Consider the following 17810-nt stretch of genomic DNA (forward strand, 5'->3'; position numbering starts at 1 on the left):
AAGGAACCTGTCATGGCTTTATGGGGTGGACGTTTCAGCCAGGCTGCTGATACCCGATTCAAACAATTCAATGATTCACTGCGCTTTGACTATCGTCTGGCTGAGCAGGATATCGTCGGCTCCATTGGCTGGTCAAAAGCGCTGGTCAGCGTCGGTGTGCTGACGGCAGAAGAACAGGCGAAACTGGAAGCAGCCCTGCTGGCGCTGAAAGCCGAAGTGGACGCTGATCCGGAACAAATTCTGCGTTCAGATGCTGAAGATATTCACTCCTGGGTGGAAGGCAAACTGATTGAACGGGTCGGCGATCTGGGTAAAAAACTGCATACCGGACGCAGCCGTAACGATCAGGTCGCGACAGACCTGAAACTCTGGTGCAAACAGCAGGGCGTTATCCTGCTGGACAGCATTCATGGCCTGCAAACCAAACTGGTGGCGACCGCGCGTCAGTACCAGACCACCACCTTACCGGGCTATACTCACCTGCAACGCGCTCAGCCAGTGACATTCTCTCACTGGGCCCTGGCCTATGTGGAAATGCTGGATCGTGACTACACTCGCCTGCAGGATGCGCTGAAACGCCTGAATACCAGCCCGCTGGGTTCCGGTGCACTGGCTGGTACCGCTTATCCAATCGATCGTCAGGCACTGGCACTGGATCTGGGTTTTGAACGTGCGACCCGCAACAGTCTGGATTCCGTATCCGACCGTGATCATGCCGTGGAACTGATGAGCACCGCCGCACTGTCCATGATCCACCTGTCTCGTTTTGCCGAAGACCTGATTTTCTATGCCTCCGGCGAAGCCGGCTTCATTGAACTGTCAGACAAAGTGACTTCCGGCTCTTCATTGATGCCGCAGAAGAAAAACCCGGATGCACTGGAGCTGATCCGTGGTAAAACCGGTCGTGTGGCCGGTGCGCTGAATGGCATGCTGATGACACTGAAAGCACTGCCGTTGGCCTACAACAAAGACATGCAGGAAGACAAAGAAGGCCTGTTTGATGCGCTGGATACCTGGCATGACTGCCTGGATATGGCGCAGCTGGTACTGGAAGATCTGAAAGTCAACGAACCGGTCACCAAAGCCGCTGCCATGGGGGGCTACTCTAACGCCACCGAACTGGCAGACTATTTGGTGGCAAAAGGTATTCCGTTCCGCGAAGCACACCATATTGTAGGTGAAGCCGTGGTGTATGCCATTACTCAGCAGAAGCCACTGGAAGATTTGACCGTTGCCGAATTCCAGCAATTCAATACAGTGATTGCCGATGACGTGTATCCGATTCTGTCACTGGAATCCACACTGGCAAAACGTCAGGCGCTCGGCGGTGTCTGTGCAGAGCAGATTACATTTGCTTTGCAGCAGGCAGAACAGCATCTGAGTGCCCGCGTAAAATAAAACAATTTGAGAGAGAAGTGTGCCAGTAAAAGGGGAGCATCGGCTCTCCTTTTTATTTATAGAAATTGAGCACAAAAGCGCCAATAGAACTTGCGCGCAGAATTCTGTCCCGTATAATACGCCAGCTTGCTAATACCAAGCTGAGCAATATGCTCTGGCGTCTGAGATATTCAACGCCTCATCAGTTCCTCCGATAGGGAGGAAAACTTAGCGAAACAACCTCCGGGTCGGAATAAAACGATCTCGGGCGGTTTTGTTTCATGTTCTTTTTACCATCTGGAGCTCTGGTCCATGCAGAACCAAAGAATCCGTATCCGTCTGAAGGCTTTCGATCATCGTTTGATCGACCAGTCTACTGCGGAAATCGTAGAAACTGCCAAACGCACTGGTGCACAGGTACGTGGTCCTATTCCACTGCCAACTCGCAAAGAGCGTTTCACTGTACTGATTTCTCCACACGTGAACAAAGATGCTCGTGATCAGTACGAAATCCGCACTCACAAGCGTCTGGTTGACATCGTTGAACCAACAGACAAGACCGTTGACGCTCTGATGCGTCTGGATCTGGCTGCTGGTGTTGACGTCCAGATCAGCTTGGGTTAATTCGGAAAGAGGTTGATAGACAATGACTCTCGGTCTTGTAGGTCGCAAACTGGGCATGACTCGCGTCTTCACTGAAGACGGCGTATCTATTCCAGTGACTGTTATTGAAGTAGAAGCCAACCGTGTTACCCAGCTGAAAACTCTGGAAACTGACGGTTACACCGCTGTTCAGGTAACTACCGGTGTTAAAAAGGCAAGCCGCCTGACTAAAGCTGAAGCTGGCCATTTCGCCAAAGCTGAAGTAGAAGCGGGCCGCGGTCTGTGGGAATTCCGTCTGAATGACGGCGAAGGCGCTGACCTGAAAGTTGGCTCTGAGCTGAAAGTAGACATTTTCGCTGACGTTAAAAAAGCAGACGTTACTGGTATCTCTAAAGGTAAAGGCTTTGCCGGTACCGTTAAGCGCTGGAACTTCCGCACCCAGGACATGACCCATGGTAACTCCCGTTCACATCGTGTACCGGGTTCTATCGGTCAGAACCAGTCTCCGGGTAAAGTGTTCAAAGGCAAGAAAATGGCTGGCCACATGGGTAACGAACGTGTAACCGTTCAGAGCCTGGATATCGTGCGCGTTGATGTTGAACGTAACCTGCTGCTCATTAAAGGTGCAGTTCCAGGTGCGACCAACGGCGACGTGATCGTCAAGCCTGCCGTTAAAGCGTAACGTCTGAGGAGATAGTAATGGAATTGGTATTGAAAGACGCGCAGAGCGCTCTTCAGGTTTCCGAAACTACCTTCGGTCGTGAGTTCAACGAAGCTCTGGTTCACCAGGTAGTCGTTGCTTATGCTGCTGCTGCCCGTCAGGGTACGCGCGCGCAGAAGACTCGCTCTGAAGTGTCTGGCGGCGGTAAAAAACCGTGGCGTCAGAAGGGTACTGGTCGTGCCCGTGCTGGTACTATCCGCTCTCCAATTTGGCGTGGCGGTGGAGTGACATTTGCGGCTAAACCGCAAGATCACAGCCAGAAAGTAAACCGTAAAATGTACCGTGGTGCGATCCAAAGCATCCTGTCTGAACTGGTTCGCCAGGAACGTCTGGTAGTTGTAGAGAAATTTGGTGTTGAAGCTCCTAAAACTAAAGAGCTGCTGACCAAACTGCAAGCACTGGATTTGAAAGACGTGCTGATCGTTACCCCAGAAGTTGAAGAAAATCTGTTCCTGGCTGCACGCAACCTGTACAAGGTTGACGTACGCGACGTAACAGGTATTGATCCGGTTAGCCTGATCGCCTTCGACAAGGTACTGATGACTGCTGATGCAGTGAAGCAAATCGAGGAGATGCTGGCATGATCCGTGAAGAGCGTCTACTGAAAGTTCTGAAGGCTCCGCACATCTCTGAAAAGAGCACAATGGTAGCTGAAAAGCTGAACACAATCGTGTTCAAGATTGCTACTGATGCGACTAAAGCGGAAGTCAAAGCGGCAGTTGAAAAACTGTTCGAAGTTAAGGTTGAAGCTGTTCGTACCCTGAACGTTGCTGGTAAGACCAAACGTACTGGTGCGCGCATGGGCCGTCGTTCCGATTGGAAAAAAGCCTACGTGACACTGGTTGAAGGTCAAGACATCGACTTCGTTGGCGGCGCTGCCGAGTAAGAGGAATTTAAAAAATGGCAATCGTAAAATGTAAGCCTACCTCTCCGGGTCGTCGTCACGTCGTTAAGATCGTTACACCGGAGCTGCATAAAGGTAAACCGTTTGCTGGCCTGCTGGAAGAAAAACGTAAAACTGGCGGTCGTAACAACAACGGTCGTATCACTACCCGTCATATCGGTGGTGGTCACAAACAGCACTATCGTCTGATTGATTTCAAACGCAACAAAGACGGTATCCCAGCTAAAATCGAACGTCTGGAATACGATCCAAACCGTTCTGCTAACATCGCACTGGTGTTGTACGCAGACGGCGAACGTCGTTATATCCTGGCACCGAAAAACATGAAAGCTGGTGATCCAATCGTTTCTGGTGTGGATGCACCGATCAAAGCAGGTAACGCGCTGCCAATGCGTAATATCCCGGTTGGTACTACTGTTCACGCAGTAGAAATGAAACCAGGTAAAGGCGCACAGCTGGCTCGTTCTGCTGGTGCTAGCGTACAGATCCTGGCGCGTGAAGGTGCATATGTAACCTTACGTCTGCGCTCTGGTGAAGTTCGTAAAGTTCTGGCTGAATGCCGTGCTACTATCGGTGAAGTTGGTAACTCAGAACACATGTTGCGTCAATTGGGTAAAGCCGGTGCTAACCGCTGGCGTGGTGTTCGTCCTACCGTTCGTGGTATGGCGATGAACCCAGTTGACCACCCACATGGTGGTGGTGAGGGTCGCAACAAAGGTATCCAGCCTGTATCTCCTTGGGGTACTCCGGCTAAAGGCTACCGCACACGTAGCAACAAGCGCACTGACAAGTACATTGTACGTCGTCGTAACAAGTAATTCTTTTTAAGAGGAATCGCCATGCCACGTTCTCTCAAGAAGGGTCCATTTATTGACCTGCACTTGCTGAAGAAGGTAGAGAAAGCGGTGGAAAGCGCGGACAAAAAGCCTATTAAGACTTGGTCCCGTCGTTCAATGATCATTCCAGATATGATTGGTTTGACCATCGCTGTCCATAATGGTCGTCAGCACGTACCAGTTTATGTAACCGACGAAATGATCGGTCATAAACTTGGTGAATTTGCACCGACTCGTACTTATCGCGGTCATGCCGCTGATAAGAAGGCCAAGAAGAAATAAGGGATAAATGATGGAAGCTATCGCTAAACACCGTTTTGCCCGTACTTCTGCACAGAAAGCCCGCCTGGTTGCTGATCAGGTTCGCGGTCTGCCTGTGGATCGGGCCTTGAACCTGCTGGCATTCAGCCCGAAAAAAGCGGCTGAGCTGATCAAAAAGGTTCTGGAGTCTGCTGTTGCTAACGCAGAGCACAATGAAGGCGCGGATATCGACACCCTGAAAGTGAAAACTATCATGGTTGACGAAGGTCCATCTCTGAAGCGTATTCGTGCTCGTGCTAAAGGCCGTGCGGACCGTATCGTCAAGCGTACTGCCCACATCACTGTGGTAGTATCCGACGCTAAGGCTGGGAGATAAGCAATGGGTCAGAAAGTACATCCTAATGGTATCCGTTTAGGTATTACCAAGCCGTTCAACTCTACTTGGTATGCGAATACCAAAGAGTTCGCAGACAATCTGCACGGTGATTTTCAGGTACGTCAGTATCTGACCAAGGAGCTGAAAGCAGCCTCTCTGTCCCGCATTGTGATCGAGCGTCCAGCTAAGAGCATTCGCGTGACTATCCACACTGCCCGTCCAGGTGTAGTGATTGGTAAGAAAGGTGAAGATGTTGAAAAACTGCGCAAGCAAATCGCCAGCATCGCTGGTGTGCCTGCACAGATCAACATCGCTGAAGTTCGTAAGCCAGAGTTGGACTCTCAGCTGGTTGCTGACAGTATCTCCTCTCAGCTGGAACGTCGTGTTATGTTCCGTCGCGCTATGAAGCGTGCGGTACAAAACGCAATGCGTCTGGGTGCTAAAGGTATCAAAGTTGAAGTTAGCGGCCGTTTAGGTGGTGCAGAAATCGCGCGTTCCGAATGGTACCGTGAAGGTCGTGTACCGCTGCACACTCTGCGTGCAGACATCGACTATGCTACCTCTGAAGCACACACCACTTATGGTGTTATCGGTGTTAAGGTATGGATCTTCAAAGGTGAAGTTCTGGGCGGTCTGGCTGCTGTGAACGCTGCTGCTGCAGCTGCACAGCAAGAGCCGGCTCCTGCCAAGCCGAAACGCAAACCGCGTGGTGCTAAGTAAGGAGAACCGGTAAATGTTGCAACCAAAGCGTACAAAGTTCCGTAAGGTTCATAAAGGCCGTAACCGCGGTCTGGCTAATGCAGGTAGCGATGTATCTTTCGGTACCTACGGTCTGAAAGCGGTAACTCGTGGCCAGCTGACTGCGCGTCAGATCGAAGCTGCACGTCGTGCGATGACCCGTGCTGTTAAGCGTCAAGGTAAAATTTGGATCCGTGTTTTCCCGGACAAACCAATTACTGAGAAACCGCTTGAAGTGCGTATGGGTAAAGGTAAGGGTAACGTAGAATACTGGGTTGCCTTGATCCAACCAGGCAAAGTGCTGTACGAGATGGACGGTGTACCAGAATCTCTGGCACGTGAAGCATTCGAATTAGCGGCTGCTAAACTGTCTGTTAAGACCACCTTTGTTATTCGGACGGCAATGTGATGAAAGCTCAAGATCTGCGTCAGAAAAGTGTGGAAGAGCTGAAAGCTGAGCTGCTGGGCCTGCTGCGTGAGCAGTTTAATCTGCGCATTCAGAAGAGCACTGGTCAGCTGAACCAGACTCACACTATTAAACAAGTACGTCGCGACATCGCGCGCGTTAAAACTGTACTGAACGAGAAGGCAGGTGCGTAATGACTGATACAACCCGTACTCTGCAAGGTCGTGTAGTTAGTGACAAAATGGACAAGTCCATTACTGTGGCTGTTGAACGTAAGGTAAAACACCCGATCTACGGGAAAATTATCGTGCGTACTACTAAGCTGCATGTCCATGATGAAAACAACGAATGCAAGACTGGCGACCTGGTGGAAATCCGCGAGTGTCGTCCACTGTCCAAGACCAAGTCCTGGACTCTGGTATCCGTTGTAGAAAAAGCCTAATCATCGATTAGGATTGGAATGTGAGCGGCCCTTTACCGGGCCGTTCATTTTTTGTCTACCACTTTGTTTGGTGCTGTGATATTATGCCGCGCCTTTCATAAAGGTAGCCAGATGCCCACATTTAGTGGGAAGTAGTTATTTAGCGGAGCACTAACATGATCCAAATGCAAAGTATGCTGGACGTCGCCGACAACTCCGGCGCTCGCAGCGTAATGTGTATTAAGGTTCTGGGTGGTTCGCACCGCCGTTATGCCGGTGTAGGCGACATCATCAAAGTTTCCATTAAAGAAGCAATTCCACGTGGAAAAGTGAAAAAAGGTGATGTGTACAATGCGGTGGTCGTTCGCACCCGTAAAGGCGTTCGTCGTCAAGATGGTTCTCTGATCCGTTTTGATCGCAACGCGGCTGTGCTGTTGAACAACCAACATCAGCCGATCGGTACTCGTATCTTCGGCCCAGTGACTCGTGAACTGCGTGGTGATAAGTTCATGAAGATCGTGTCCCTGGCCCCAGAAGTACTGTAAGGAGCACAGAACATGGCAGCAAAAATCCGTCGTGAAGACGAAGTAATTGTTTTGACCGGTAAAGACAAAGGCAAACGTGGCAAAGTCACTAAAGTCTTGGTTCAACAGGGCAAAGTAATTGTTGAAGGCATCAATGTGGTGAAAAAACATCAGAAGCCAGTTCCGGCTTTAGGTGTTGCTGGCGGTATCGTTAGCAAAGAAACCCCTATCGATGTATCAAACGTAGCGATTTTCAACCCTGCTACTGGCAAGGCTGATCGCGTTGGTTTCCGGTTTGAAGACGGCAACAAAGTGCGTTTCTTCAAATCAAACGGTGAACTAGTAAAGTAATTGGAGTTTAACGATGGCGAAACTGCATGATACCTACAGACAAACTGTAGTCCAGGAACTGATGAAACAGTTCGGCTACAATTCTGTCATGCAAGTCCCTCGGATCGAGAAGATCACCCTGAACATGGGTGTCGGTGAAGCCTTGGCTGACAAAAAAGTACTGGAAAATGCTGCTGCTGATCTGGCTGCAATTTCTGGTCAGAAGCCACTGATCACCAAAGCACGCAAATCAGTTGCGGGCTTCAAGATTCGTGAAGGCTACCCGATCGGTTGTAAAGTAACCCTGCGCGGCGAGCGTATGTGGGAGTTTTTGGAGCGCTTGATTTGCATCTCTATGCCACGTATTCGTGACTTCCGTGGTGTTAGTGCCAAGTCCTTTGATGGTCGTGGTAACTACTCTATGGGCGTACGTGAGCAAATCATCTTCCCCGAAATCGACTACGATAAAGTCGATAAAGTGCGCGGTCTGGATATCACTATCACAACGACTGCGAAGACTGACGAGGAAGGCCGTGCTCTGCTGGCTGCCTTTAGCTTCCCATTCCGTAAGTAAGGTGTAGGGTTATGGCAAAACTGTCCATGATTGCACGTGAAGATAAACGTGCAAAATTGATTGCAAAACACTTCGAGAAGCGTGCTGCACTGAAAGCGATTATCGCTGATGTGAACTCTTCTGATGAAGCTCGTTGGGACGCAGTGCTCAAGCTGCAACAACTGCCGCGTGATTCCAGCCCGAGCCGTCAACGTAATCGTTGCAATATCACAGGTCGTCCACATGGCTACCTGCGTAAATTCGGTCTTTGCCGCATCAAAGTGCGTGAGCACATGATGAAAGGCGAAATTCCTGGCCTGAAAAAGGCTAGCTGGTAATTAATCTCGGGAGTTAAGACACATGAGCATGCAAGATCCGATCGCGGACATGCTGACCCGCATCCGCAACGGTCAGGCGGCCCACAAGGTTTCCGTCTCTATGCCTTCTTCCAAGCTGAAAGTAGCTATTGCTAATCTGCTGAAAGAAGAAGGTTACATCGCTGACGTTAAAGTGAATGGCGACGTTAAACCTGAACTGGAAATTGAACTGAAATATTTCCAGGGTAAGCCTGTTGTTGAGCTGATCCAGCGCGTAAGTCGCCCTGGTCTGCGTATTTATAAGAAACGTGGCGACCTGCCAAAGATCATGAATGGTCTGGGTATCGCTGTGGTTTCTACTTCTAAAGGTGTGATGACTGACCGTGCTGCGCGTAAAGCAGGCATGGGCGGTGAGATCATCTGCTACGTAGCGTAAGGAGCTAGGAAATGTCTCGTGTTGCGAAAGCACCTGTTACTATTCCTGCTGGCGTGGAAGTAACCCTGAACGGCCAGGAAATTGCTGTTAAAGGTAAAAATGGCACCCTGAAGCGCACTCTGAACGCTGCAGTTATCGTCACCAAAGAAGAAAATGTGTTGAAATTCGCACCTCAGGAAGGTGTGGCTGGTGCAGACGCGCAGGCTGGTACTGCTCGTGCACTGGTAAACAACATGGTTATTGGTGTTACTACTGGCTTCGAGCGCAAACTGGTGCTGGTTGGTGTAGGTTACCGTGCACAGGCTAAAGGCAAGTCTGTTGGTCTGGCTCTGGGTTTCTCCCATCCAATCGACCATGAACTGCCTGAAGGTGTTACAGCTGAATGCCCGACTCAGACTGAAATCGTGCTGAAAAGTGCGGATAAAGCTCTGTTAGGTCAGGTTGCGGCTGACATCCGTGCCTATCGTAGCCCGGAGCCTTACAAAGGCAAAGGTGTACGCTATTCTGACGAAGTTGTGCGTACTAAAGAAGCTAAGAAGAAGTAAGGTAACACTATGGACAAGAAAGCAGCTCGTATCCGTCGTGCTACTAAAGCACGTCGTAAAATGCTGGAACTGGGCGCGACTCGTCTGGTGGTTCACCGTACTCCGCGTCATATTTATGCGCAGGTTATCGCAGCAGGCGGCGCAGAAGTTTTAGCTTCTGCATCAACTGTTGAGTCAACCATTCGTGAGCAAGTGAAATACACCGGTAACGCTGATGCGGCCGCCGCTGTGGGTAAAGCTATTGCAGAGCGTGCTCTGGCAAAAGGTGTTACCACTGTAGCGTTCGATCGCTCTGGGTTCCAATATCACGGTCGCGTAGCCGCACTGGCTGCCGCTGCACGTGAAGCTGGTCTTCAGTTCTAAGCCAGGAGTCGACAATGTCTAAAATCGAATCTCAAGCCGGTGAACTGCAAGAAAAGCTAGTCGCAGTAAACCGTGTTTCAAAAGTAGTTAAAGGTGGTCGTATTTTCTCCTTCACAGCTCTGACTGTTGTTGGTGATGGTTCTGGCCGCGTTGGTTTCGGTTACGGTAAAGCACGTGAAGTTCCTGCTGCTATTCAAAAAGCAATGGAACAGGCTCGTCGTAACATGGTTAAAGTAGAGCTGATTGAAGGCACTCTGCATCATCATGTTAAAGGAACCCATGCTGGTTCTACCGTATTCATGCAGCCTGCTTCTCAGGGTACCGGTATCATTGCCGGTGGTGCGATGCGTGCCGTTCTGGAAGTAGCTGGTGTACATAACGTTCTGGCTAAGACCTATGGCTCAACCAATCCGATGAATGTCGTTCGTGCAACTATCGAAGCACTGGCTGACATCAAATCACCGGAACAGGTTGCGGCTAAACGTGGTCTGCGCGTGGAAGAAATCCTGGGGTAATACGACATGGCTAACAAGACTGTAAAAGTTACACAGACTCGCAGCTCCATCGGTCGTTTACCGAAGCACAAAGCCACTCTGGTGGGTTTGGGTCTGCGTCGTATTGGTCACACTGTTGAACTGGAAGATACTCCATGTGTTCGCGGTATGATCAACCAGGTTTATTACATGGTGAAGGTGGAGGAGTAATCAATGCGTTTAAACACTCTTTCTCCAGCAGCTGGTGCTAAATCTGCCAAAAAGCGTGTAGGTCGTGGTATCGGTTCTGGTTTGGGTAAAACCGGTGGCCGTGGCGTCAAAGGCGCTGGTTCACGTGCTGGCGGCGGTGTTCGTGCAGGTTTCGAAGGCGGTCAAATGCCTCTGAAAATTCGTCTGCCGAAATTTGGCTTCTATTCTCGTAAAGGCGCTGTTACTGCAGAAGTTCGTCTGAGCGAAGTAGCTAAAGTTGAAGGCGACGTAGTCGACCTGAACACTCTGAAGCAAGCTGGTGTAATCACTAAAGGCATGCAATTTGCTAAGATCGTTCTCTCTGGGAACATCGACCGTGCAGTAACAGTTCGTGGTGTTAGCGTTACTAAAGGCGCTCGTGCTGCGATCGAAGCTGCAGGTGGCAAAATCGAGGAATAATAAGTAGATGGCCAAGAAACCAGGATTAGTAACACGGGGCTCGCAAGGGGGCCTGAGCGAACTGAAAAGCCGATTGCTTTTCGTTCTAGGTGCTATCATCGTCTTCCGTGCGGGCGCTTATGTGCCGATTCCTGGTATTGACGCTACTGTGCTGGGACAATTGTTCCAGCAACAGAAGGGAACCATCATTGAAATGTTCAACATGTTCAGTGGTGGTGCCCTGTCTCGTGCATCAATTTTCGCGCTGGGTATTATGCCGTATATTTCGGCTTCAATTATTATCCAGTTGCTGACCGTTATCAGTCCTTATTATGCTGAGCTTAAGAAGGAAGGTGAAAGTGGTCGGCGAGTGATCAGTAAGCATACCCGTTGGGGTACTCTGGTATTAGCCACGGTACAAGCATCGGGAATTGCGACCGGTCTGCCAAATATGATGCATGGCTTGGTGCTCAACCCCGGTTTCGGCTTCTACTTTACTGCGGTTGTTAGTCTGGTTACCGGAACCATGTTTTTGATGTGGTTAGGTGAACAAATTACAGAACGCGGTATTGGTAACGGTATTTCGCTGATCATCTTTGCTGGTATTGTTGCCGGATTGCCTCATGCTATTGGAGCAACCGCAGAACAAGCCCGTCAGGGTGAATTGCATATCCTGTTGCTGTTGTTACTCGTGGTAATTGTGTTTGCAGTGACTTACTTTGTTGTATTCGTTGAACGTGGTCAGCGTCGAATCGTTGTTAACTACGCGAAACGCCAGCAAGGCAATCAGATTTTTGCAGCACAAAGTACACATTTGCCGTTAAAACTTAATATGGCGGGTGTTATCCCGGCAATTTTTGCATCCAGTATCATTCTGTTCCCAGGCACTATTGCGTCCTGGTTCGGTCAGGGTGACTCATGGATTGCAAATATTCTGCAAGAAATCTCTATGAGCTTGCAGCCAGGTCAGCCGTTGTATGAACTGTTGTATGCTACTGCCATTATTTTCTTCAGCTTCTTCTATACCGCGCTGGTATTTAATCCGCGTGAAACAGCTGATAATTTGAAGAAAAGTGGCGCTTTTATCCCAGGCATCCGCCCGGGTGAGCAGACAGCGCGTTTTATCGATAAAGTGATGACTCGTTTAACACTGGCTGGGGCCTTGTACATCACAGCGATTTGCTTGGTACCACAGTTACTGATGACCCTTTGGCATGTGCAGTTCTACTTTGGTGGTACTTCTCTGCTGATTATTGTTGTTGTCATCATGGACTTTATGGCACAGGTTCAAACCCATATGATGTCTCATCAATATGGGGATGTACTGAGAAAAGCCAATCTTAAAGGCGTAGGCCGTTAATCCGGTCTAATATTGCGGAGTTAAGCAATGAAAGTTCGCGCTTCCGTTAAAGCAATCTGCCGTAACTGCAAAATCATCAAACGCCACGGTGTGGTACGTGTGATTTGCACTGAGCCGAAGCATAAACAACGCCAAGGCTAATATATTTTCGGTAGAGACTTGCAAAGTCGAGGCTGGCTAAGTACATTAGCCAGCCTACATTTGTGTGTAGGCTGATCACCATGTATCCGGAACGGGCTTTGTGGTGGTCGTACATTTATTATTTGTTTAGGAGTGGAATAGTGGCCCGTATCGCTGGCATTAACATTCCTGACCATAAACATGCAGTTATCGCGTTAACTGCGATTTATGGCATTGGCGACACCCGCGCAAAAAGCATTTGCGCAGCAGCTGGTATCGCCGAGGATGTGAAAGTTAAAGATCTGGACGAAGCTCAAATCGAAGCGCTTCGTACTGAAGTTGGTAAGTTTACTGTCGAGGGTGACCTTCGCCGTGAAGTATCCATGAACATCAAACGTCTGATGGACTTGGGTTGCTATCGTGGTCTGCGTCATCGTCGTGGTCTGCCGGTTCGCGGACAGCGTACCAAAACTAACGCGCGCACCCGTAAGGGTCCTCGTAAACCGATTAAGAAGTAAGCGGGAAGGTAGAAAATGGCAAAAGCTCCTACTCGTGCTCGTAAGCGCGTTAGAAAGCAAGTTAGCGACGGCATTGCACACGTTCATGCCTCTTTCAATAACACAATCGTGACTATTACCGATCGTCAAGGTAACGCTCTGTCTTGGGCTACCGCTGGCGGTTCAGGTTTCCGTGGTTCTCGTAAATCCACTCCGTTCGCTGCACAGGTTGCTGCTGAACGTGCTGGTGAAATCGCCAAAGAATACGGCGTTAAGAACCTGGAAGTAATGGTTAAAGGTCCTGGTCCGGGCCGTGAGTCTTCTATTCGTGCGTTGAATGCTGCGGGTTTCCGCATCACCAACATCACTGATGTGACTCCGATCCCGCACAACGGTTGTCGTCCGCCTAAAAAACGTCGTGTGTAACGGTGTTTGGTAGGATTGTTGGAGAAAGAACATGGCAAGATATTTAGGCCCAAAGCTGAAGCTTAGCCGTCGTGAAGGCACCGATCTGTTCCTGAAATCAGGCGTTCGTGCTATCGACTCTAAGTGTAAAATTGATACAGCTCCTGGTCAGCACGGTGCGCGTAAGCCACGTCTGTCTGACTACGGTGTACAGCTGCGTGAAAAACAGAAAGTCCGTCGTATTTACGGTATTCTGGAAAAGCAATTCCGCAACTATTACCGTGAAGCAACCCGCTTGAAAGGTAATACCGGTGAAAACCTACTGCAGTTGCTGGAAGGTCGTCTGGATAACGTGGTTTATCGTATGGGTTTTGCAACTACCCGTGCGGAAGCTCGCCAGCTGGTTAGCCACAAAGCCATCGTTGTAAATGGCAAAGTAGTTAACATTCCTTCTTCTCAGGTTTCTCCTGAAGATGTGGTCACTGTTCGTGAGAAGGCGAAAAAACAAGCTCGTATCAAGGCCGCACTGGACTTGGCTGCGCAGCGTGAAAAGCCAACTTGGATTGAGATCAATGCAGACAAGATGGAAGGCGTTTACAAACGTCTGCCAGAGCGTTCAGATCTGTCTGCTGACATCAATGAACAGTTGATCGTCGAGCTTTACTCCAAGTAAGGCTAGCTTCTAAGAGAGGACATAATGCTGGGTTCTGTAACAGATTTTCTCAAGCCACGTTTGGTTGATATCGAGCAACTTAGTCCGACTCATGCCAAGGTAACTCTTGAGCCGTTGGAGCGTGGTTTCGGTCATACTTTAGGTAATGCGTTACGGCGCATTCTCCTGTCGTCCATGCCGGGATGTGCAGTTGCTGAGGTTGAGATCGACGGCGTATTGCACGAGTACAGCAGTAAAGAAGGTGTCCAGGAAGATATCCTGGAGATCCTGCTGAACTTGAAAGGCATTGCAGTAAAGCTGGAAGGTAAAGATGAAGTAATCCTTTCGCTGACCAAGTCTGGTGCGGGCCCGGTCACGGCAGGTGATATCGTCCATGGTGATGATGTTGTCATTGTCAATCCGGAGCATGTGATTTGTCATCTGACCGGTGCTAATGCTGAGATCAGCATGCGTCTGCGTGTACAACGTGGTCGCGGCTATGTTCCAGCATCAGCTCGTTTACATACAGATGATGAAGATCGTCCGATTGGTCGTTTGTTGCTGGATGCGGCTTTCAGCCCTGTTGTACGTATTGCGTACAATGTTGAAGCTGCCCGTGTTGAACAACGTACTGATCTGGATAAGTTGGTTATCGATATGGAAACCAACGGCACGCTGGATCCGGAAGAGGCTATTCGTCGTGCAGCCACTATTCTGGCTGAACAACTGGATGCCTTTGTTGATTTGCGTGATGTTTCCGTTCCGGAGAAGAAAGAAGACAAGCCGGAGTTCGATCCGATCCTGCTGCGTCCTGTTGATGATCTGGAATTGACAGTTCGTTCTGCGAACTGCCTGAAAGCAGAAGCAATCCATTATATTGGTGATCTGGTACAACGTACCGAGGTTGAGTTGCTGAAAACGCCAAACCTGGGTAAAAAGTCTTTGACTGAAATCAAAGACGTGCTGGCTTCCCGTGGTCTGTCTCTGGGTATGCGCCTGGAAAACTGGCCACCAGCAAGTCTGGCTGATAATTAATCCAGATCGCAGGTTCTACCGATTTTGTTAGAAGGATAAGGTCATGCGCCATCGTTTGAGTGGTCGTCAACTGAACCGGAATGCAAGCCATCGTTCGGCTATGTTCCGTAACATGGCCAGCTCCCTTGTTCGTCATGAGATCATCAAGACGACTCTGCCTAAAGCAAAGGAGCTACGTCGTGTAGTTGAGCCCTTGATTACTCTTGCTAAGAGTGACAGTGTTGCAAATCGTCGTCTGGCGTTTGCGCGTACCCGCGACAGAGATGTTGTTGGTAAACTGTTCGCTGAACTTGGCCCACGTTTTCAAGGCCGTCCAGGTGGTTACACTCGCATTCTGAAATGCGGTTTCCGCGCTGGTGATAATGCACCAATGGCTTATATTGAGCTGGTTGGTCGTCCGGTAGATGCTGAAGCAGTTACCGAAGAATAAAATAAGGCCGGGGATTCCCGGCTTTATTTTTTTACAAACAATGTCTTGGTGGTTTCTATATCTGCCAGTTCTTGTCTTATGATTTGATCCTTCCTCTGCTATACTCAGCTCATAATGAGTCGTTGGGTTTATCTACCTGTTTTTCATAAAAAACTCATATTTGTTTTTAATAATTTATTACCGGTTATCTGAATATCCGATGCTGATTTCTTCCCGAATTGAGTTAAAACCTCCATCGCTTGACTGGGTCGAGCCATTGCGCCTTGCTTTATCTGAAAGCTATGAATTACATCAGTTATTCTTAGACTGGGCAGAACCAGATCCGTCCCTGCTGACCGTAACAGCTAATATGAATGTGGCAAAAGAACAGTTTGAACGTAAAGAACATGAATTACGTTTCTTGATTGTTCGCCGGGAAGATCAGGAATTGGTTGGCAGTATTAGCCTTCATGTCCGGGATGTTGCGGTTCCCTATTACGAAATAGGGTATTGGGTCCGACAATCGGCCACTGGCAAGGGGTATATTACAGAAGCTGTCTTGTTGTTAGCGGATTATGCATTTATCCATTTACATGCTGCGAGACTTGAAATCCGGACCGCTGCCAGTAATGACAAGAGCCGGGCTGTAGCTGAAAGGGCCGGTTTTCGTCTGGAGGCAACGCTACAGAACGCATGTCGAACACAGGGGCATTTGGATGATATGCTGGTATATAGCCGGATTGGGCATGAAGATATGATTCCGGAGGTTGATCTGGTGGATATCTCTCCGGAATATATTGATTCTTAATCTGTTTACTGACTACTCGTCATATTTCTCAATGGGTTTTCCCATTTCTGCCATCAGTTGCTGTACGGCAAGAGGGATATCATCCGGACAGTCTTTCCGCAGATCGTCATCAGCCGGTAAAGGTTGTCCCGTATACGCGTGCAGGAAAGCCTCACAAAGCAATTCACTATTCGTCGCGTGCCGCAGGTTGTTTATCTGACGGCGAGTGCGTTCATCTGTCAGTATCTTTAGTACTTTCAGAGGAATGGATACAGTGATCTTCTTAACCTGTTCACTCTTTTTACCGTGTTCTGCATATGGACTGATATATTCGCCATTCCACGCCGTTTTCATTTCACACCTGTTATTCCATCCAGATATTGCCATAGTAACCCGTATAGCCTGTAATGGCAATCTATAGGCAAAGCCATATGGACGTCCAGAAGTGTTGACGTCTTCGGTGCGGTAGGTTACCGTGATGTTAAATGCGACGATCAGGGAGCTACTATGTCGGATTACAAGCAGGAAACATATGCGGTCAAATCAGGAATTGCTACAGATACACAATTTGGTGCGGTAGTACCTCCCATTTATCTGTCCACTAACTATACCTTTGCCGGTTTTGGTGAAAAACGGGAGTTTGATTACAGCCGTTCCGGTAATCCAACCAGAAATACGTTAGCTAATGCGCTTGCTGCTTTGGAAGGCGGGGCGGGAGCGGTATTTACCGGAAGTGGAATGGGGGCGATTAATCTGGTGACTGCGCTGTTGTCTGCAGATGATCTGCTGGTTGCTCCGCATGATTGCTATGGTGGCACTTATCGTTTGTTCCAGCATGTGGCAGCTAAAGGTTCTTACCGGATACTGTTTGTTGATCAGACCGATCCTGATGCGGTAGCGCGAGCTTTGGCTCAAAAGCCAAAACTGGTATGGGTCGAAACACCGTCTAATCCGTTGTTACGCGTGGTTGATATTGCCGCTATTTGCCAGCAGGCGCATACCGTCGGAGCTCTGGTGGCGGTTGATAACACGTTCCTGTCTCCGTTACTGCAACAACCTCTGGCGTTGGGGGCTGATATTGTTGTGCACTCTACGACTAAATACATCAATGGCCACTCGGATGTTGTTGGCGGGGCGGTCATTGCGAAAGAAACCGCGTTACATGAGAAACTGGCCTGGTGGGGCAATTGTTTGGGCCATACCGGTGGTGCCTTCGATGCTTATCTGACTTTGCGCGGTTTGCGGACATTAGCGCCACGTATGCGTGCGCATCAGGAAAATGCTAATGCCATTCTGGCGTACCTGCAGCAAAAACCACAGGTGACTAAAATTTATCATCCTGGTTTACCAGATCATCCGGGGCATGAAATTGCAAAACGGCAACAGCAAGGTTTTGGCGCCATGCTGAGCTTCGAAGTTGATTTTGATATTGAACAGTTGAAGCAATTTTTGGGTGGTTTGCAGCTGTTTTGTCTGGCAGAGTCATTAGGTGGAGTGGAAAGTCTGGTGGCTCATCCGGCCAGTATGACTCATGCAGGCATGGATCCGGAAGCACGACGTGTGGCGGGTATTTCGGATCAGTTATTACGGTTATCTGTCGGGATTGAACATATCACCGATTTGCTGGCTGATTTGGATCATGCATTTGCATGTGTCACCAGTAGTAAGTAAAACAAAAACAAGCAATACAGAGCAAGGCAACTGTATTAGGCA

The 17810-nt window shown here is 49.2% G+C and carries 32 protein-coding genes; 31 read left to right on the forward strand and 1 reads right to left on the reverse strand.

Annotation, left to right across the window (positions count from 1 at the left end):
* Positions 1 to 12 precede the first annotated feature (12 nt).
* From argH to HNR75_RS14605, 30 genes are all read left to right on the forward strand, one after another.
* Positions 13 to 1398, forward strand: a complete 1386-nt coding sequence (gene argH, locus HNR75_RS14460) for an argininosuccinate lyase (RefSeq protein WP_188027698.1) — start codon at positions 13 to 15, stop codon at positions 1396 to 1398.
* Between the two features lie 291 nt (positions 1399 to 1689).
* Positions 1690 to 2001, forward strand: coding sequence for a 30S ribosomal protein S10 (rpsJ, locus tag HNR75_RS14465; RefSeq protein WP_005307944.1), 312 nt, complete (start codon positions 1690 to 1692; stop codon positions 1999 to 2001).
* A gap of 22 nt (positions 2002 to 2023) precedes the next feature.
* Complete coding sequence (gene rplC, locus HNR75_RS14470; protein WP_024872122.1) at positions 2024 to 2662, forward strand: 50S ribosomal protein L3; 639 nt, start codon at positions 2024 to 2026, stop codon at positions 2660 to 2662.
* 17 nt (positions 2663 to 2679) lie between these two features.
* Complete coding sequence (gene rplD / locus HNR75_RS14475; RefSeq protein ID WP_188027699.1) at positions 2680 to 3285, forward strand: 50S ribosomal protein L4; 606 nt, start codon at positions 2680 to 2682, stop codon at positions 3283 to 3285.
* The gene (gene rplW / locus HNR75_RS14480; RefSeq protein ID WP_188027700.1) at positions 3282 to 3587 is read left to right on the forward strand and encodes a 50S ribosomal protein L23; all 306 of its coding nucleotides are present in this window, start codon (positions 3282 to 3284) and stop codon (positions 3585 to 3587) included. The genes rplD and rplW overlap by 4 nt, the downstream gene beginning before the upstream one ends.
* 14 nt (positions 3588 to 3601) lie before the next feature.
* Entirely contained in the window at positions 3602 to 4423 is an 822-nt protein-coding gene (gene rplB / locus HNR75_RS14485; RefSeq protein WP_188027701.1) for a 50S ribosomal protein L2, read from the forward strand.
* Positions 4424 to 4444: 21 nt separating this feature from the next.
* Positions 4445 to 4723, forward strand: coding sequence for a 30S ribosomal protein S19 (gene rpsS, locus HNR75_RS14490; RefSeq protein WP_024872126.1), 279 nt, complete (start codon positions 4445 to 4447; stop codon positions 4721 to 4723).
* A 10-nt stretch (positions 4724 to 4733) separates the two neighbouring features.
* Positions 4734 to 5078, forward strand: coding sequence for a 50S ribosomal protein L22 (gene rplV / locus HNR75_RS14495; RefSeq protein WP_188027702.1), 345 nt, complete (start codon positions 4734 to 4736; stop codon positions 5076 to 5078).
* A gap of 3 nt (positions 5079 to 5081) precedes the next feature.
* Complete coding sequence (gene rpsC, locus HNR75_RS14500; protein WP_188027703.1) at positions 5082 to 5798, forward strand: 30S ribosomal protein S3; 717 nt, start codon at positions 5082 to 5084, stop codon at positions 5796 to 5798.
* Positions 5799 to 5811: 13 nt separating this feature from the next.
* Positions 5812 to 6225 carry a 50S ribosomal protein L16 gene (gene rplP, locus HNR75_RS14505; RefSeq protein ID WP_024872128.1) on the forward strand — a complete coding sequence of 138 codons (414 nt, stop codon included), beginning with the start codon at positions 5812 to 5814 and terminating at the stop codon, positions 6223 to 6225.
* A complete protein-coding gene (gene rpmC / locus HNR75_RS14510) occupies positions 6225 to 6416 on the forward strand; it encodes a 50S ribosomal protein L29 (RefSeq protein ID WP_024872129.1) in 192 nt (63 codons plus the stop codon). Before rplP ends, rpmC begins: the two co-directional genes overlap by 1 nt.
* Positions 6416 to 6664 (forward strand): 30S ribosomal protein S17, encoded by a 249-nt coding sequence (gene rpsQ / locus HNR75_RS14515; RefSeq protein ID WP_188027704.1) that lies wholly within the window; start codon positions 6416 to 6418, stop codon positions 6662 to 6664. Before rpmC ends, rpsQ begins: the two co-directional genes overlap by 1 nt.
* Before the next feature lie 155 nt (positions 6665 to 6819).
* Positions 6820 to 7188, forward strand: a complete 369-nt coding sequence (rplN, locus tag HNR75_RS14520) for a 50S ribosomal protein L14 (protein ID WP_188027705.1) — start codon at positions 6820 to 6822, stop codon at positions 7186 to 7188.
* A 12-nt stretch (positions 7189 to 7200) separates the two neighbouring features.
* A complete protein-coding gene (gene rplX / locus HNR75_RS14525; protein ID WP_024872132.1) occupies positions 7201 to 7518 on the forward strand; it encodes a 50S ribosomal protein L24 in 318 nt (105 codons plus the stop codon).
* A gap of 13 nt (positions 7519 to 7531) precedes the next feature.
* Positions 7532 to 8071 (forward strand): 50S ribosomal protein L5, encoded by a 540-nt coding sequence (gene rplE, locus HNR75_RS14530; RefSeq protein WP_024872133.1) that lies wholly within the window; start codon positions 7532 to 7534, stop codon positions 8069 to 8071.
* An 11-nt stretch (positions 8072 to 8082) separates the two neighbouring features.
* Positions 8083 to 8388, forward strand: coding sequence for a 30S ribosomal protein S14 (gene rpsN, locus HNR75_RS14535; RefSeq protein ID WP_188027706.1), 306 nt, complete (start codon positions 8083 to 8085; stop codon positions 8386 to 8388).
* A gap of 22 nt (positions 8389 to 8410) precedes the next feature.
* Positions 8411 to 8803, forward strand: coding sequence for a 30S ribosomal protein S8 (rpsH, locus tag HNR75_RS14540; RefSeq protein WP_188027707.1), 393 nt, complete (start codon positions 8411 to 8413; stop codon positions 8801 to 8803).
* 11 nt (positions 8804 to 8814) lie between these two features.
* A complete protein-coding gene (gene rplF, locus HNR75_RS14545; RefSeq protein WP_188027708.1) occupies positions 8815 to 9348 on the forward strand; it encodes a 50S ribosomal protein L6 in 534 nt (177 codons plus the stop codon).
* Positions 9349 to 9357: 9 nt separating this feature from the next.
* Positions 9358 to 9711, forward strand: a complete 354-nt coding sequence (gene rplR / locus HNR75_RS14550; protein ID WP_188027709.1) for a 50S ribosomal protein L18 — start codon at positions 9358 to 9360, stop codon at positions 9709 to 9711.
* A gap of 14 nt (positions 9712 to 9725) precedes the next feature.
* The gene (gene rpsE, locus HNR75_RS14555) at positions 9726 to 10226 is read left to right on the forward strand and encodes a 30S ribosomal protein S5 (RefSeq protein WP_012728345.1); all 501 of its coding nucleotides are present in this window, start codon (positions 9726 to 9728) and stop codon (positions 10224 to 10226) included.
* A gap of 6 nt (positions 10227 to 10232) precedes the next feature.
* A complete protein-coding gene (gene rpmD / locus HNR75_RS14560) occupies positions 10233 to 10415 on the forward strand; it encodes a 50S ribosomal protein L30 (RefSeq protein WP_024872139.1) in 183 nt (60 codons plus the stop codon).
* A gap of 3 nt (positions 10416 to 10418) precedes the next feature.
* Complete coding sequence (gene rplO / locus HNR75_RS14565; RefSeq protein ID WP_188027710.1) at positions 10419 to 10853, forward strand: 50S ribosomal protein L15; 435 nt, start codon at positions 10419 to 10421, stop codon at positions 10851 to 10853.
* A gap of 7 nt (positions 10854 to 10860) precedes the next feature.
* Positions 10861 to 12192 (forward strand): preprotein translocase subunit SecY, encoded by a 1332-nt coding sequence (gene secY / locus HNR75_RS14570; protein ID WP_188027711.1) that lies wholly within the window; start codon positions 10861 to 10863, stop codon positions 12190 to 12192.
* A 27-nt stretch (positions 12193 to 12219) separates the two neighbouring features.
* Positions 12220 to 12333 (forward strand): 50S ribosomal protein L36, encoded by a 114-nt coding sequence (gene rpmJ / locus HNR75_RS14575; RefSeq protein ID WP_012728349.1) that lies wholly within the window; start codon positions 12220 to 12222, stop codon positions 12331 to 12333.
* Between the two features lie 140 nt (positions 12334 to 12473).
* On the forward strand, positions 12474 to 12830 hold the full coding sequence (gene rpsM, locus HNR75_RS14580) for a 30S ribosomal protein S13 (RefSeq protein ID WP_188027712.1): 357 nt from the start codon (positions 12474 to 12476) through the stop codon (positions 12828 to 12830).
* Between the two features lie 15 nt (positions 12831 to 12845).
* The gene (rpsK, locus tag HNR75_RS14585) at positions 12846 to 13235 is read left to right on the forward strand and encodes a 30S ribosomal protein S11 (RefSeq protein WP_012728351.1); all 390 of its coding nucleotides are present in this window, start codon (positions 12846 to 12848) and stop codon (positions 13233 to 13235) included.
* Positions 13236 to 13266: 31 nt separating this feature from the next.
* A complete protein-coding gene (rpsD, locus tag HNR75_RS14590) occupies positions 13267 to 13887 on the forward strand; it encodes a 30S ribosomal protein S4 (RefSeq protein WP_012728352.1) in 621 nt (206 codons plus the stop codon).
* A gap of 24 nt (positions 13888 to 13911) precedes the next feature.
* Positions 13912 to 14901: a DNA-directed RNA polymerase subunit alpha gene (locus HNR75_RS14595; protein WP_024872143.1), complete on the forward strand. Its 990-nt coding sequence runs from the start codon at positions 13912 to 13914 to the stop codon at positions 14899 to 14901.
* 43 nt (positions 14902 to 14944) lie between these two features.
* Positions 14945 to 15331 (forward strand): 50S ribosomal protein L17, encoded by a 387-nt coding sequence (gene rplQ / locus HNR75_RS14600; RefSeq protein WP_188027713.1) that lies wholly within the window; start codon positions 14945 to 14947, stop codon positions 15329 to 15331.
* Between the two features lie 199 nt (positions 15332 to 15530).
* Positions 15531 to 16118, forward strand: coding sequence for a GNAT family N-acetyltransferase (locus HNR75_RS14605; RefSeq protein ID WP_223157936.1), 588 nt, complete (start codon positions 15531 to 15533; stop codon positions 16116 to 16118).
* Positions 16119 to 16130: 12 nt separating this feature from the next.
* On the opposite strand, the gene metJ is transcribed toward HNR75_RS14605, so the two are convergent.
* Positions 16131 to 16451, reverse strand: coding sequence for a met regulon transcriptional regulator MetJ (gene metJ, locus HNR75_RS14610; protein WP_188027714.1), 321 nt, complete (start codon positions 16449 to 16451; stop codon positions 16131 to 16133).
* A 153-nt stretch (positions 16452 to 16604) separates the two neighbouring features.
* Between metJ and metB the strand changes: the two genes are divergently transcribed.
* Entirely contained in the window at positions 16605 to 17768 is a 1164-nt protein-coding gene (metB, locus tag HNR75_RS14615; protein WP_188027715.1) for a cystathionine gamma-synthase, read from the forward strand.
* Positions 17769 to 17810: the final 42 nt, after the last annotated feature.

The sequence above is a fragment of the Tolumonas osonensis genome, from assembly GCF_014202415.1.
Classification (GTDB): domain Bacteria; phylum Pseudomonadota; class Gammaproteobacteria; order Enterobacterales; family Aeromonadaceae; genus Tolumonas; species Tolumonas osonensis.